At 36.1% G+C, this 16,336-nt stretch carries 15 protein-coding genes; all 15 read right to left on the minus strand.

The window, feature by feature from the left end; genetic code table 11:
* Nucleotides 1–16: 16 nt before the first annotated feature.
* The 15 genes from BHF68_RS11010 to yqfD all read right to left on the minus strand — a co-directional run bounded on the left by BHF68_RS11010 (nucleotide 17) and on the right by yqfD (nucleotide 16,334).
* Nucleotides 17–1,021 (minus strand): deoxyguanosinetriphosphate triphosphohydrolase, encoded by a 1,005-nt coding sequence (locus tag BHF68_RS11010; RefSeq protein WP_069643718.1) that lies wholly within the window; start codon nucleotides 1,019–1,021, stop codon nucleotides 17–19.
* A gap of 183 nt (nucleotides 1,022–1,204) precedes the next feature.
* The gene (gene ppdK / locus BHF68_RS11015) at nucleotides 1,205–3,811 is read right to left on the minus strand and encodes a pyruvate, phosphate dikinase (protein ID WP_069643873.1); all 2,607 of its coding nucleotides are present in this window, start codon (nucleotides 3,809–3,811) and stop codon (nucleotides 1,205–1,207) included.
* A gap of 37 nt (nucleotides 3,812–3,848) precedes the next feature.
* On the minus strand, nucleotides 3,849–4,703 hold the full coding sequence (locus BHF68_RS11020) for a pyruvate, water dikinase regulatory protein (RefSeq protein WP_069643719.1): 855 nt from the start codon (nucleotides 4,701–4,703) through the stop codon (nucleotides 3,849–3,851).
* 26 nt (nucleotides 4,704–4,729) lie between these two features.
* Nucleotides 4,730–5,374, minus strand: coding sequence for a transcriptional regulator CcpN (ccpN, locus tag BHF68_RS11025; protein WP_069643720.1), 645 nt, complete (start codon nucleotides 5,372–5,374; stop codon nucleotides 4,730–4,732).
* Nucleotides 5,375–5,447: 73 nt separating this feature from the next.
* The gene (glyS, locus tag BHF68_RS11030; protein WP_069643721.1) at nucleotides 5,448–7,532 is read right to left on the minus strand and encodes a glycine--tRNA ligase subunit beta; all 2,085 of its coding nucleotides are present in this window, start codon (nucleotides 7,530–7,532) and stop codon (nucleotides 5,448–5,450) included.
* Between the two features lie 14 nt (nucleotides 7,533–7,546).
* Nucleotides 7,547–8,410: a glycine--tRNA ligase subunit alpha gene (glyQ, locus tag BHF68_RS11035; protein ID WP_069643722.1), complete on the minus strand. Its 864-nt coding sequence runs from the start codon at nucleotides 8,408–8,410 to the stop codon at nucleotides 7,547–7,549.
* Between the two features lie 258 nt (nucleotides 8,411–8,668).
* Nucleotides 8,669–9,145: a DUF4342 domain-containing protein gene (locus BHF68_RS11040; RefSeq protein ID WP_069643723.1), complete on the minus strand. Its 477-nt coding sequence runs from the start codon at nucleotides 9,143–9,145 to the stop codon at nucleotides 8,669–8,671.
* Between the two features lie 54 nt (nucleotides 9,146–9,199).
* Nucleotides 9,200–9,961 carry a DNA repair protein RecO gene (gene recO, locus BHF68_RS11045; RefSeq protein ID WP_069643724.1) on the minus strand — a complete coding sequence of 254 codons (762 nt, stop codon included), beginning with the start codon at nucleotides 9,959–9,961 and terminating at the stop codon, nucleotides 9,200–9,202.
* The gene (locus BHF68_RS15580) at nucleotides 9,958–10,191 is read right to left on the minus strand and encodes a YqzL family protein (RefSeq protein WP_069643725.1); all 234 of its coding nucleotides are present in this window, start codon (nucleotides 10,189–10,191) and stop codon (nucleotides 9,958–9,960) included. The genes recO and BHF68_RS15580 overlap by 4 nt, the downstream gene beginning before the upstream one ends.
* The gene (gene era, locus BHF68_RS11055; RefSeq protein ID WP_069643726.1) at nucleotides 10,188–11,087 is read right to left on the minus strand and encodes a GTPase Era; all 900 of its coding nucleotides are present in this window, start codon (nucleotides 11,085–11,087) and stop codon (nucleotides 10,188–10,190) included. Before era ends, BHF68_RS15580 begins: the two co-directional genes overlap by 4 nt.
* 11 nt (nucleotides 11,088–11,098) lie before the next feature.
* Nucleotides 11,099–11,488, minus strand: a complete 390-nt coding sequence (locus BHF68_RS11060; RefSeq protein ID WP_069643727.1) for a cytidine deaminase — start codon at nucleotides 11,486–11,488, stop codon at nucleotides 11,099–11,101.
* Nucleotides 11,485–11,949 (minus strand): rRNA maturation RNase YbeY, encoded by a 465-nt coding sequence (gene ybeY / locus BHF68_RS11065; RefSeq protein WP_069643728.1) that lies wholly within the window; start codon nucleotides 11,947–11,949, stop codon nucleotides 11,485–11,487. The genes BHF68_RS11060 and ybeY overlap by 4 nt, the downstream gene beginning before the upstream one ends.
* Nucleotides 11,950–14,106 (minus strand): HD family phosphohydrolase, encoded by a 2,157-nt coding sequence (locus BHF68_RS11070; protein ID WP_084019388.1) that lies wholly within the window; start codon nucleotides 14,104–14,106, stop codon nucleotides 11,950–11,952.
* 20 nt (nucleotides 14,107–14,126) lie between these two features.
* Nucleotides 14,127–15,083, minus strand: coding sequence for a PhoH family protein (locus BHF68_RS11075; protein ID WP_069643729.1), 957 nt, complete (start codon nucleotides 15,081–15,083; stop codon nucleotides 14,127–14,129).
* A gap of 21 nt (nucleotides 15,084–15,104) precedes the next feature.
* The gene (gene yqfD / locus BHF68_RS11080) at nucleotides 15,105–16,334 is read right to left on the minus strand and encodes a sporulation protein YqfD (protein ID WP_069643730.1); all 1,230 of its coding nucleotides are present in this window, start codon (nucleotides 16,332–16,334) and stop codon (nucleotides 15,105–15,107) included.
* Nucleotides 16,335–16,336: the final 2 nt, after the last annotated feature.

The raw sequence follows: 16,336 nt of genomic DNA on the forward strand, positions 1-16,336 counted from the left end.
TTGTAAGCACTCCCTCCTATAGAATCAACCAAGGCTCAGGGATTACTATCTTCTTATAAAGTGTAATAATATACCTATCAGTCATACCTGCTACAAAATCACATACAAGCTGCTGATGGTTTGTCATTTCTGAGCATTGCTGCATATATTCAGTGGTTAATAATTCTGGATGATTATTAAAATATGAATAAACTAGTCCGACAATTTTTTTCGCCTTATCTTCTTCTTTCTTTGCCAGCGATGCTACATATACATTCTGGAACATAAATGCCCTTAACTCATCCATAGCCTGAGATACTTCTTTACTCATTGTAATTCTATTTCTATCTCTACTATTTGTTATCATATCCATTACCATACATCCGATTCTTTGCGAATGCGTTTTTCCTAATGTATCGATAATATCTCTAGGTATATCTTCCATCTTCATAACTTTACCCCTAATAGCATCGTCAATATCATGATTTATATATGCGATTCTATCAGCTATTCTTACAATTTGACCCTCTAACGTAGTCGGCAAATCTTCGCCAGTATGGTTCAGTATACCGTCTCTAACCTCCCAGGTTAAATTCAAACCATTTCCACCTTCTAGATAATCAACTATACGTAGGCTTTGTTTATTATGATGAAATCCCCCTGGGTGCATTTCGTTAAGAACTGCTTCACCCGCATGACCAAATGGTGTGTGCCCTAAATCATGACCTAATGCTATGGCTTCCGTTAAATCTTCATTCAATGCTAGACCCCTTGCAACTGTCCTGGCTATTTGCGAAACTTCTAATGTATGGGTCAAACGTGTACGATAGTGATCTCCTTCTGGAATAATAAAAACTTGAGTTTTATGTTTTAATCTTCTAAATGCTTTAGAGTGAATGATGCGATCGCGATCCCTTTGGAACTCTGTTCTTAAGTCTTTTTTATCCTCAGCTTTTTGCCTACCTCTTGTATTTGCAGTTTTGCAGGCAAAAGGCGAGAGAATTAACTCTTCAATTTCATCCCAGGTTTTCACCACACGCAATCCCCCTTAACATTCTTTTATTTAATCTATATAATCATTATACTTTACTACAATAATACAGACAAAGCTTTAACTGCTTTTTAGGCACACATAAAAAGTAAGCTAATTCAAACTACTATGAGTCTTGAATTAGCCCACTTCTGCAAGCATTATATCTACTAATATTTCACTTTTGCTTTTAGCTTATTTCTTACTGTATTTAATAGTTGCATGTGCTCCTGCTAATCGTGCTATTGGAACTCTAAATGGCGAACAGCTTACATAGTCTAAGCCTGCTTGGTAACAGAATTCGATTGAATGCTTTTCTCCACCATGTTCTCCGCATATACCAGTTTTCAAACCTGGCTTAGCCTTTCTTCCAAGTTCTACAGCCATTTCGACTAGTTTACCAACTCCATCATTGTCTAGCACTGCAAATGGATTCTCTGGTAGAACTTTATTATCCACATAGTAATGTAAGAACTTTCCTTCTGCATCGTCTCTACTAAAACCAAAGGTAGTTTGGGTTAAATCGTTAGTTCCAAAAGAGAAGAAGTCAGCTTCCTTAGCTATCTCATCGGCAGTAATCGCAGCCCTTGGTACCTCAATCATTGTACCAATCGTGTATTCGATTTCAATACCAGCTTCTTCTAGCACATCCTTTGCAGTATCAACCACTAACTTTCTCATCAGCGCTAACTCGTTCACATGTCCAACAAGTGGTATCATAACTTCAGGTATAACCTTAATGCCTGCTTTAGCAAGGTTAGCTGCAGCCATAAAGATAGCCTTAGCCTGCATTTCATATATTTCAGGATATACAACTCCTAATCTACAACCACGATGTCCTAGCATTGGATTGAACTCTGCTAAGCCACGTACCTTTCTTAATAGAGATTCCTTTTCCCTAAGTAGTACCTTGTCAGCATCTGGGTCTAACTTTAACTTTGTAATATCGACTAGTAAGTCTTCAATGTTAGGTAAAAATTCATGAAGCGGAGGATCTAGTAAGCGAATTGTAACAGGTAATCCTTCCATTTCGCGGAATAATCCTTCAAAATCACCCTGTTGCATTGGCATCAATTTATTGAGTGCATCAATACGCTCTTGATCAGTCTCTGCTAGTATCATTTCTTGAACGATAGGGATTCTATCAGCAGCCATAAACATATGTTCAGTTCTACATAAACCAATACCTTCTGCTCCGAACTCCCTAGCTTTCAGAGCATCTTCTGGAGTATCAGCATTAGTTCGAACGCCAATTTCTCTAATTTCATCAGCCCATACTAATACTTCCTGGAATTCATTAGATAGCTCTGGATCAATCAGTTTAACTTCTCCAAGGATTACTTTACCAGTACCACCATCTATTGATATAATATCGCCTTCATTTATTACTAGTCCCTGAGCTGTGAATTGCTTAGTTTGTAAATCAATTTTAACTTCTTCACAACCACAGATAGCTGGTTTGCCCATACCCCTTGCTACTACAGCAGCGTGACTCGTCATACCACCACGGCTAGTTAATATTCCTTGAGCTGCTAACATACCGTGTATATCGTCAGGTGTAGTTTCTGGCCTTACTAATATAACTTTTTGACCATCGTTTGCTAATTTTTCAGCTACATCTGAATCAAATATTGCTTTACCTGAAGCTGCACCAGGAGAAGCTGGTAAGCCTTTAGCAATAACATTTTGTTTAGCGTTTGGATCTATTCTTCTATGAAGGATTTGATCTAATTGACTAGGATCAATTCTAAGAAGAGCTTCTTCTTTAGACAAAATCCCTTCAATTACATAATCATAGGCTATTTTTACGGCTGCATGGGCAGTCCGTTTTCCATTTCTAGTTTGTAATATATATAGCTTTCCATTTTCGATTGTAAATTCGATATCCTGCATGTCTTTATAATGACTTTCTAATCGATTGCAGATATTTTGGAACTCTTCATATATATCTGGCATAACCTGCTTCAATGTAGCGATAGGCTGTGGGGTACGGATACCAGCTACTACATCTTCCCCCTGGGCGTTAATTAGATACTCACCGTATAGCAAATTTTCCCCTGTTGATGGATTTCTAGTAAATGCTACACCTGTACCGCAGTTATCTCCCATATTGCCGAAAACCATTGACTGTATATTTACAGCAGTTCCTAGGTGGTCAGGAATTCTATGTATCTTCCTGTAGATGATTGCCCTTTGATTATTCCAAGATTTAAATACAGCCAGGATAGCTTTTTTAAGCTGCTCAAAAGGCTCTTGTGGGAACTCTTCACCTGCTTGCTTTGTTACTATAACTTTGAATTTCTCGATAACTTGTTGCCAATCTTCTGCACTTAATAAAGTATCTTGGGTAACACCACGTGCTTCCTTAATCGCATCTATAACATGTTCGAAATGATAATGATCTACGCCCATTACAACGCCACTATACATTTGAATAAAACGACGGTAGGAGTCATAGGCAAAACGTGCATTATTGGTCTTGATAGCTAAACCTTTAACAGTTTCATCATTCAAGCCTAAATTTAATACAGTGTCCATCATTCCTGGCATAGAAAAAACTGAACCTGATCGTACTGAAACTAAAAGTGGATTTTCAATATCACCAAGCTGCTTACCAACACTTTCTTCTAATTCTTTTAGGGCAGCTAATGTTTGTTGCTCCATAGACTCGGTAAAGGTTTTCCCTGCATTATAATAGTCATTACAAGCCTCTGTTGTAATTGTAAAACCTGGAGGTACAGGTAACCCTACATTTGTCATTTCAGCTAAGTTAGCACCTTTACCACCTAGCAAACTTTTCATGTCGGCCTTTCCTTGATGAAAGAGGTATACATATTTTTTATCCACTAATATTTCCTCCTTTATTTAGTATATCTAATATAGTTCCAGCAGTTTCCTCCACTGCTTTATTAGACACATTAATGATTGGACAACCAATTTTTTTCATTACTTTTTCTGAGAACTCTAGCTCCTCTAAGATTCTTTCATATTTAGCATAATTTGCATTTCTTTTTAACCCAAGGGTCTTTAAGCGTTCTTGGCGAATCTCATTTAGCTGTTCTGGGTTAATAATTAGACCAATACATTTCTTAGGAACCATAAATAGCTCTTCAGGAGGTGTAACCTCTGGAGCCAATGGAACATTTGCAACTTTCAGTCGCTTATGGGCAAGGTACATCGACAAAGGAGTTTTAGATGTTCTAGAGATACCAACTAATACCACATCAGCCCTTAAAATCCCCCGAGGGTCTTTACCATCATCATATTTTACAGCAAACTCTATCGCTTCCACTTTTTTAAAGTATTCTGCGTCTAATTGTCTCATAGAACCAGGTGCATAATGGGGCTGCTTTTTATAGAAATCTGCAAAAGTATCCATTAACCCTCCTAGCAGGTCTACTGCTGGAATGTCATACTTTAACCCCATTTCTTTTACATATGCTCGCATTTCTGGGACTACCAAAGTATAAGCAATGAAAGCACCTGAGTCTTTTGCTAAATCAAAAGCCTCAACTATAGATGCTTTGTCATCTACATAAGGGATTCTTCGTATTTCGACGCGCCCACCATTAAATTGACTAGCAACCGCTCGGACAACAAATTCTCCTGTCTCTCCTACAGAGTCTGAAATTACATAAACTACTGGTAGTGTAGCATTAGTATTGATGGTTATCCCTCCTGCTTCAAATTTCATTTATTAAACCTTGAAATTCCATAATATTAAACGCTGTGAATAGATGCTAATTCTACAAAAATTCGTGTAATAGTGTCACGGGAAATATACCCCATTAACTCATATTGATTGTCGATTAGATTTATTACAGGTATGCAATCAACTTGGTACTCTACAAGTTTTTTTGCAGCGATATACAAAGATTCATTATTACCCACGGTTATAATGTGTGGAGATCTTGTCATTACCATAGATATTGGGACGTTACTCATGTTCTGTTTTCCAATAGCGGCTTTTAATAAGTCTTTCTTTGTTACAATCCCAACAAGGGTTTTGATATCATTTATATCTCGTACAACCAACACGGTTCCGACATCTTCCATAAACATCATACACATAGCATCATAGGCAGTTGCCTGGTCAGGTACTACAATTGGAATCGACTTGTAATCCTTTACCTGCATTTCCCTTAGCTTTTTGCCATACATTTCTTTTCCTAAGTAGAAGTATCCAACTCTGGGCCTAGCATCTAAAAAACCTGACATAGTAAGTATTGCTAGATCTGGTCTTAAAGCAGCCCGTGATAGCGATAGGCGTTCAGCTATATTTTCTCCAGTTATTGGACCACTACTTTTTACTATGTCTATTATCTTCTCCTGACGTTTTGTCAGTTCAATCTTAACCACCACCATTGTGCTATACTAATAATGCAATAGCCGTAATATAGTATATACTATATAGCAACAGTGTTGCTTAATTCAAGTATTATTTATTTATAATTTTGCTTGTATCACCGATTACAGATAAAGTATTATTTAGTTCGCTTAAGAAAGCTAAACGATTGTTTTTAATTTTATCGTCTTTATCCATAACCATAACATTATCAAAATAGCGATCAATTTCTGGTTTTAGCTGTCCGATAATTTGTATTACCTCTTGGTAATTACGTGCCCTTACCGACTCCTCTATACGCTTCTTGTTTGTTTGATATATATCATATAGCTCTTTTTCTATAGGCTCTATGAACAGTTCAATATTATATTCTGACTTACCTTCAAACTTAGCAGCAATATTCCTTACTCGGTTACAGGTTTCTATAATGCCTGAAAACGACTCAAGCTCTAGTGCTTTTTGCAAGGCATGTCCTTTAGCTATTATGTCTAATATATTACCTGTTTCCATATCTAAGCAGGCCTCTATACAGTCATAACGGACACCTTCGTCCTGGAGTATATTCTTAACACGGAGCATAAAGAAATCCATTATGCTTTTTACCAGCTCCGTTTTAGGTTTTTTTAATAGGTCTTTTTGGGCATTCGTAGTTAAAGCTATATCTACTAATGTATTTAAGGGCAGTTCTAATTGATTCCCTTTAATAATTTGGCAGATTCCAGTCGCTTGACGTCTTAAAGCATATGGATCCTGTGACCCTGTAGGTATAATACCAATCCCAAAGCAGCTAACAATTGTATCAATTTTATCGGCGACACTGACTATAGAACCAACTATTGATTTCGGAATTTCATCTCCAGCAAAGCGTGGCAGATAGTGTTCGAATATCGCATCTGCTACTTCAGCTCTTTCTCCAGCTAATAAAGCATACTCTCTACCCATCAATCCTTGTAGCTCTGGAAATTCGTAAACCATATTGGTAACTAAATCAAATTTACATATTTCAATAGTACGGGCTAAATTCTTTTCATCATCAGCAGTTAATAGCATGTGCTTTGTAATTTCATCAGCATTTTCTTTGATTCTGTGAAGCTTATCTGTAATTGTACCTAGCTCTTCCTGGTATACTATCGCCGTAAGTTTTTTGTTAAAGCTATCGATAGCAACCTTCTTATCTTCTTCGTAAAAAAATCTTGCATCGGCTAATCTAGCCCTAAGAACCTTTTCATTGCCTTTTTTTATGGTCTCAACGGCTCTGTTGTCTCCATTTTTGATGGTAACAAAGTGTGCTAACAGTGTGCCCTGTGAATCCATTACAGGAAAATATCTTTGGTGCTCCTTCATTGAAGTGATTAGTACTTCCTTAGGTATCTGTAGATACTCTTCTTCAAAGCTACCAATAATGGCTGTCGGAAATTCCACTAAATAAGTTACCTCTTCTAATAAATCACTATCAATAGGAATAGTAACATTATGCTCTTTCTCAATCCGCTTAAGTTCAGCTATAATATCCTGTTGTCTTTGAGTTTGATCTACAATTACATAATTTTTTCTTAATACCTCGAAATACATGTCTGGACTGTTAATTTGCAAAGGAGTCTCACTTAAAAACCTATGGCCAAAGGATATGTTAGAAGTCTCTTTATTCGCAATAGAGAAAGGAATTACTTCATTACCGTACATACATAAAAGCCATTGGATAGGTCGAACAAAACGTAAATCATGATTACCCCATCGCATATTTTTCGGGAAAGAAATATTTAGTATAACATCTTTAATACCACTTAAAATATCAATTGTTTTACCACCAGCTATTTTCTTAACTGCAAAGATATACTCGCCATTTTCAGTAGCTCTAGTCTCTAGTTGACTTGCATCTACACCTTGTCCTTTAGCAAATCCTAAACCTGCCTTAGTCAGATTACCAGCATCATCATAAGCAGCTTTTTTTGCTGGTCCCCTTGCTTCGATGGTTTTATCCTGTTGCTTTTCGCTTAGCTCATGAACGTAAATTACAATGCGTCGAGGTGTCCCATAAACAGCTATTTCTCTATATGGAATATTAAGCTCATTTAACCAATTTTCAGTTTTTTGTTTGCAATCAGCAATAATGCCTGGCATAAATCTTGCTGGTATCTCTTCAGTTCCTAATTCTAATAAGAAATCCTTAACTGTCACCTATAACTACCTCCTTAAGCTAAAGGGAATCCAAGCTCTTGTCTCTGCTGATAATACATTTCAGCACATTTACGAGCAAGGTTTCTAACCCTAGCAATGTATCCTGTTCTTTCTGTTACACTAATAGCTCCCCTAGCATCCAACAAATTAAATGTGTGCGAGCACTTAAGCACTAAATCGTATGCAGGTAAAACTAAATTTTCTTTTAATGCTCTTTCTGCTTCCTGCTCATAGGTACTGAATAGATTAAATAGCATATTACTATCAGATATTTCGAAGGTGTACTTTGAATGTTCATATTCTGCATTCTTAAAAATATCACCGTAAGTAATACCATCAACCCATAATAAATCATATACATTTTCTTTTTCTTGAATATAAGATGCTAGCCTCTCTATACCGTACGTTATCTCCACGGCAACTGGCTTCATATCAATTCCACCAACCTGCTGAAAGTATGTAAATTGAGTGATTTCCATACCATCTAGCCATACTTCCCAGCCAAGTCCCCACGCACCTAAGGTTGGAGATTCCCAGTTGTCTTCAACAAAGCGAATATCATGTTCTAATGGGTCTATCCCTAGCTTTTTAAGGGATTCTAAATATAATTCTTGGATATTGTCTGGAGACGGCTTCATAATTACCTGGAACTGATGATGTTGATATAAACGATTAGGGTTTTCGCCGTATCTACCATCTGCAGGTCTTCGTGAAGGCTCTACATAAGCAACATTCCATTTCTCAGGTCCTATTACCCGTAAAAAGGTATAGGGACTCATAGTACCTGCTCCTTTTTCCACATCATATGGCTGTAAAATAGCACATTTCTGTTTACCCCAAAAATCTTGTAGGGTTAATATCATTTCTTGAACGTTCATTATTAATTCCTCCTATCGTAGCTTCCTAAATAAACAATACAAGCTCCCGCCCCTATAGCAATAGCTATAGGGACGGGAGCTTTCACCCGCGGTTCCACCCTAATTGACATTAAGTCCAACTTTAAAGGCTACGTACTCCAGAGCGCCATCACAAATGTTAACATATCGGCTCACACTATACCCGACTCGCTGTTAAGTAACGATTTGCTACTTCTCCTTCATAGTACTTGTATTTTTTTTGGATTATAGCATTTACAATTACACTCTGTCAACTGTCGCTAAGCGCATTTTCTTTACTCCCTGCTGCTCTTCCTTACACTTTACTGCATGTTTATCCCGTTCTACTATCACGTCAAATTGACCAAACATTAGAGCCAGCAACGTTATCACAGATACATAAGGAAACATTATAACACCAATTGCACCCATAGTAACTGGGATAGTAAGTAATGTACAATCGTTTCGTTTAATAATTACTCGACTAACGTTGCCCTTTACAATCATCTCACTTATATAATCAAATAATCTTTCCCCTTGAACAACTACAGTTTCATATATAGGAAGTTCTAGCTCCGCCTCTTCTAGTTCAATTATAGCCTTAACGACATCCTTGTTGCACCTTAAGTATGTCTCGTAGGCTTCTTTCATACTGGCGCCTGTATATGAAGAAACAGCTTGTACATCCTTAATTAGTTCCTGGAAATCTTTTTCTGACATTTCATTTGCATGATTCATTAGTCAATACCTCCAATTCACAAATAACAATTCGGTATTAATTTGTCTCATTTTTTACAAATCATACATATTTTTGATGTCATCTATCACATTAAACCATTTTAATTTTATTCCAAAATAATGTTCGATAAACCTTTGGTTAATCTGTCTTATTTCTTCACGGGAGCTTTTTTTAATTGAAATGTTCCCAATTTTATCAATATCTATATATTGAAACACCCTTAATAGCTTAGCAACTGGCTGAGATATTTGGATTGCATGTTGATCCTTAGAGAAGCATGCGCCACATATATATCCACCCAAAGAGATACTAAATCGATATGCATAGCCTTTGTCGGTTGTACTACATTCAATACATTCATCAAATTGAGGTCTATATCCCCTTAATGAAAATAATTTAATTTCATAAATACGGACAAGAATTTCTGCATCAAACATACCACTATCGATTTTATCGAGAATGTTCAATAGTAACTTGTAAATTTCTTCTGTATTTTCATTCTCTATTGTTACTCTATCCGTAAGGTCAGAAAGATACATCATATAAGATGACAATAAGAGATCTTTTCTTATATTTGAATAAGTTTTTATTAGTTCGCTCTCGTTAAGGCGACCTAACGTTGCTTCTTTTTTATACATAACGAAAGAACCCAACGTCAATGGTTGGGTAGTTGCACTGAATTTGCTTCTAGTTTTTTTGGCGCCCATAGCAAGTGTTGATAACTTCCCAAGGGTAGGAGTTAATAGATGAATTATCTTGTGGGATTCTCCGTAATCAATGCTTTTTAATACGATTCCATCTGTTTTAATAATCATAAGTCCTGATTCCGTTCAACGGACTCGTCTTGCACCTCTCCATCTTCAGTAACAGCATTAGTTAAATCCTTGTATAACAAGTAGCTCTCAACTTTTCCAGATAATGAAAAGTAATTCCAAGAAAAGTTCTTCATATAATCAAACCTTTCTTTTTTATTTACTTGCTTAACTGTAGTTTCTGCAATAACTAATATTTCATGTTGAAAATATTTACCTGCTGTAAGTATCATTCATGAAAGCCAAAATTCCTTAAATCTATAGCATGATTCCGCCAGTCTTTTTTAACCTTTATCCATAAATCTAAATAGATTTTAGAACCGAGTAAACGCTCGATATCGTTTCTAGCCCTTTTCCCAACTTCCTTGAGTAAAGCTCCATCTTTACCGATTAGTATACCTTTTTGTGACTTTCTTTCAGTGTAGATAACCGCAGATACAAAAAGCTTATCCGTATGTTCTCGCTCAACTATTTGCTCAACTACAACGGCAACCGAATGGGGTATTTCTTCCTCAGTTAACTGAAGTACTTTTTCCCTGATTAATTCCGCAATAACAAAACGTTCTGGATGGTCGGTAATTTGGTCAGCAGCAAAAAACATTGGACCCTCTGGCAAACGTTTCTTAATTTCCTTTATCAACACCTCTACATTATCGCCTTGCAAAGCTGATAAAGGAATAATTTCTTCTACGTCTACTAAATCTTTGTATTGATCAATTCTAAGTAAAAGCTCATCCTTTTTTATTAGATCAACTTTGTTTAATACTAAAATAATAGGCGTTTTTATTCCTTTAAGTATGTCAGCTATATACTGATCTCCTGCACCTGGCTCTTGGTTAGCTTCAACTAGAAATAGTATAGCATCTACCTCACCCAAGGTACTAGTGGCCTGTTTATTCATAAATTCACCTAACTTATGCTTAGGCTTATGAATACCAGGTGTGTCGATAAATATCGCTTGAAAATCATGTTCTGTTAGTATTCCTTGAATTTTATTCCTTGTTGTTTGTGGCTTATCTGACATGATGGCGATTTTCTGACGCAATATTTTGTTTAGTAATGTTGATTTTCCTACATTTGGTCTACCAACAATTGAAATAAAACCTGATTTAAAATTATCGTTTCTCACATTACTCACCTTCACATCATAGATTCATTAAACGAGTATGGCAACAGTTGAGCTACTGTATATTCTTTGTTGTCACCGTTAGTATTCGCTAAAAACACTTTCATATTAGGTTCAGCAAATTCTGATAAAACTTGCCTGCAAGCTCCACATGGTGAAACAGGTAGCTCTGTATCAGCAATGATTGCTATTGCTACAAACGAGCGATGTCCATCAGAAACAGCTTTGTATACTGCTGTTCGCTCAGCACAATTTGTCAAACCATACGAGCTGTTTTCTACGTTACAGCCTGTATATACTTGTCCAGTTGCTGTTAAGACAGCAGCCCCTACGGCAAATTTACTGTATGGCGCATATGCATGCTTCATTGCATTTTCGGCTGCGATTATTAGCTCTTCTTTCATATCAATCCTCTATCCTTCATTACTTTTTCTTGAACTGCAAACATAACCTGCTCCTGTTCGTCTGTTTCATGATTATAGCCTAACAAATGTAGTAGACCATGTACAGCTAAAAAGCATAGTTCACGTTCAAAGGAATGCCCATAGTCATTGGCCTGTTTTTCTGCTATATCTACGCAGATTACAATATCGCCCAAATGATAAGATAATACTTCAATTTCCTCTATATCATCCAAATCGTCATTTAATGCAAATGATATAACATCTGTAGGCTTGTCCTTACCACGATATTCCCTATTTATTTCTTGAATTCGTTGTTCATCTACAAAAGACACACTAAACTCACCAGTTTCATTATTAATGACTTGTCCTGTGTATTGTAGACATTCGTCTAATATTTGCAATAGTGGCTCTGGAATTTTTTTTGTTTCATGCTCTTGTAACCAATCAATTTCAAAACCCAATTACATCGCCTCACTCTTTGAATTACTGTCTGGCCTTATCTCTTCTAGAACTTTTTTCTGAATTTGGTCTTCTGGATATTCAATTCTTGAATGGAAAATTCCATTTAAGACATGTATATATGCGTGTACCATATTATCTAAATCCTTAAAAGTCAAATCACATTCATCAAATTGCCCATCCGCTAGCTTCTCCTTAATAATCTTGCGAATTATTGTTTCCATTCGCGAAGGGGTTGGTTTTGCCATAGCCCTAACGGCAGCTTCAACAGCATCAGCAACCATTACAATAGCAGCTTCCTTAGACTGTGGCTTTATATTTTGATATCGATAATCCATTTCATTGACATTACCTTTTTCTGAGTCCTTTGCTTTATTATAAAAATAGCTTAATAAGCTAGTTCCATGATGTTGATGAATTATATCCCTAATCGGTTTAGGTATATTATGTTTTTCGGCTAACTCAACGCCATCCTTTGGATGGGAGGTTATAATTAGCGTACTTAAGCTTGGTGCAATCTTATCATGTGGATTTTCCTTTGTTAATTGGTTCTCAATAAACATATATGGACGTTTAGTCTTACCGACATCATGATAAAATGCTCCTACCCTAGCTAATAATGGATCAGCATCCACTGCTTCAGCTGCTGCCTCAGCTAAATTTCCGACAATCACACTATGGTGATAAGTACCTGGCGCTTCAATCAATAGCTTACGTAGTAACGGATTATTCGGATTTGATAACTCTAGTAAGCTTACGGAAGACAAAATTCCAAATGTGCTTTCTAAAAATGGTAGTAACCCTAGTGTTAATACTGATGATAACAGCCCACTGATAATTCCAAACAACAGGTTCATCGTCAGTACGCTAGGAGTAAACTCAATAGCTATTAAATGGATTGCCAAAATAGCTATCACATTAACAAAGGCGACAATAATACCGGCGCGCATAATAGCTGAACGGTGTGTCATTTTAGTAACACTAAATACTCCCGCCAGTCCCGAAGCTAAGCAGACAAAGCCAAAACGATAGTCAAATAATAGCGTTGAGTCCGTTTGAAAAATAAAGCTGACCAATATACTAAAAACGACAGCAGAGTATACTGCCAATTTAGAACTAACAAGGATAGTTATTAGCATTGTACTCATTGCTATTGGCACTAAGTAACCAACAGAGCTTACATCAAATAAGCCTGTAGTAACATGAACAGTCTTGATAACAACAAACGTCAAAATCCAAATTAACACTAGTAGGGTTAATAGATAATTATCATTAAGAATTTCTTTTTTGTACACATTTATATAAGCATATAACCCAGAAACAAGTAAGACTACCACTATTAGCAGACCTGCCCAATCAACGTATTGAATTCGATCCTCTAATAAGTTTAATGATTGTAACCTAGTGTATATATCTTCAGAGATAACTTCTCCTTTTGCTACTATTAATGTGTTTTTTGTTATCATTCTGTCTGCTACCATTGCTTCTTGACTGTCGCGTCTTTCTTCAGTTGCACGTTCATCAAAAAACATGTTAGCGGCAATCGAGTTTTGCACAATTTCTCTGACTATAAAACGTGCATCCTTATTAATATCTAAGCCTATAATTAAATCATCAGCTAAGGAACGAGCATTTTTTAAGTCTGTCTGTTTAATGCCGTCTCCCATAGTTTGAGTGATTATATTTCGCACATGAAATCTTATAGTATCAAGTTTTTCTGAATCAGTTTGTAGCAGCTTATAATATACTTCTTCTGACAGGTTTATTTCACTTCGTTCCTGCAGTGTATTAATTTTAACCGTTTCTGTTATCTCTTCATTACTTAACCTTCGCACATCAAACATAAGCTGATCAATATTGATGCGAACTTTATTTAATATTGTATTATCAAGGCGATAAATGTCTTCAACTAACTCACGGGCTTCCTGTTTGGCTATATCAGTAGCAACAACATCTACTGCCGTACGATTAGCAATAATATCTTCTGGGCTACGATCTCCAATTTTCAAGTCGTAGGACACGCTTGTGATTCCCTCTAACATAAGTAAAAACATACCTATAGCTAATACAGCAAACAGAAAATATTTATATAATTTATTTTCTTGAAGCTTGTACTTTTGTATGTTTTTCTTCCACTTATTTTTAAATAACTGTCCCACGGACGTTTCACCTCTCTTGGTTAAGACCCATCACCATATGCTTTGATTACCTTTTGAACCAATTGGTGTCTAACTATATCTACTTCCTTTAAAAAGGTAAAGCCTAAATCTTGTACATTCTGGAGAACTTTTATTGCATCAATGAGACCTGACTCCTTACCTCGTGGCAGGTCAATCTGAGTTATATCTCCTGTTACTACCATCTTTGATCCAAAGCCTAATCTAGTCAAAAACATCTTCATCTGTTCACGTGTTGTATTTTGTGCTTCATCTAATATAACAAATGAATCATTTAAGGTCCTTCCCCTCATAAAAGCTAATGGGGCAATTTCTATATGTCCTCGTTCTATGAGCTTTTGCATAGTCTCTAAGCCAAGCATTTCGTCTAGTGCATCATATAGCGGTCGTAAGTAAGGATCAACCTTTTCCTGTAAATCACCAGGCAGAAAACCAAGATGTTCTCCAGCCTCTACGGCAGGCCTAGTTAATATTATCTTTTTCACTTCATTGTTCTTAAGCGCTGAAACTGCCATAACAACTGCCAGGAACGTTTTCCCGCTACCTGCAGGGCCAACACCAAAAACTATATCTTTGTTTCTGATATTTTGAATATATTCCTTCTGACCGAGGGTTTTTACCTTAATTGGTTTTCCCTTGGTCGTTTTTGCAATTTCCTCGTTTAAAAGGCTAGAAATTTTAGCGTCTGTATTCTGGTTATGAATCTGAATTGTATATAGAATATCACGTAAATTTAGTTCATGCTTAGACCTTATTAACGATTGTAGCTCTCCAATAATAGCTTCAACCTTTTTTACATGTTCAATTTCACCTGTAACAGTTATTTCTCCACCACGTGTAACCATTTTTACAGGGTAGTGTTTTTCAATCTCTCTAATAAACAAGTCATTTGGTCCAAATAAAGACGTAGTCTCATCAATTTTTCCTAGCGTTATATTTACAGTGATTGGTTCCTTCAAATTACTAGTTCACTCCTCGTTTTATTCATCATTATCTTCATCATCGATGTAATCTTTCTCATCAATTAACTTCCTCATAGTTATATCTTCGATAACCTCAGCTAAAAGCTTTACCTCTATCTTTCCATCATCTATATTGTAGTGCATAATAGTTTGACTTACAACTTCAATAAAATCTACCTGCTTACTGATCTTATCAAATGCCATCTCAACAGCTTGGTCCTTCGCAGCATCTTCATTTAAAAATATAGTTTCAGTTTTTGTTTCGTAATATGTGTCTACATGGAGTTCTACAGGGAAGCTCAGAGACCTCCATGATAACTTTTTAATTGATGTTCTCTTATCATGGTTTTCTAGCTCTTGCAATCTATTTGGTAAATATAAAGGTAATGACCAATCCCTAAGTACAAAATTGTATTTATTAATCGCCTCGCCAGTATATGTTTCTACTGTGCGCTCAAGCGGGAGCTCTACTTCTACAGTATACCAAACTATCCCTTCAACAACACCCTTTGCAGGTATTTTTTTTTCTTTACTAAAGAAACCAGATATCAATATTTGCCCAGGTTCAACACGTTGTCCTTCTTTAACATAAGCTATGCCATCATAAGCTAAAATTCTATGGATAATTGCTCTTTTAGTTGCTACTAAATCTGACTCAATCAATATCTCTTCATCTTCTTTAGGTTTTGTTAAAGGAACTGCTATAATTAATAACTGTGTTCCCTTAATTTCCATTCCAATCCAAATATAATCATTTTGTAATTGCTCTCGAAGCTGATTTTGGATAATATCTTTTTCAGGCATTTTTCTTTTCCAACTGCCTTCTTTTATACCCAATTCCTGCAGTTCACTTCTGATTGTTCTTTCATGCTCATAGGCAAGATATTTCCCATCATGTCCTGTTATCTCAATGTCCCAGATGAATTGAGACATTGTCCAAATAAATAATAAAAAAAATAGGAAGCCAGCTAGAAACATATATCTTTTTTGGAGACGCCAATTTAAAAATGGCAAACCATATTTCCGCTTAATTGTGAATTTACAGCCTGTCTTCTTTACTAGATTCGTAAATTCTTTAAAATCTTTAATGCTCATCGTAAATGTAATTGATTCTTCAGACGTTTTAGTGACGTTCCATAAGGATATACCCGCACGATTCAATTGATTTAACAATGTGGATAATAGTTTTCCAGATATTTGAACAGATATAGCTCCCAAAAACATATTTTTTAACCAACTAGAAATCATGG

Origin of the sequence: Desulfuribacillus alkaliarsenatis (assembly GCF_001730225.1) — a bacterium.
Taxonomy (GTDB): Bacteria; Bacillota; Bacilli; order Desulfuribacillales; family Desulfuribacillaceae; genus Desulfuribacillus; species Desulfuribacillus alkaliarsenatis.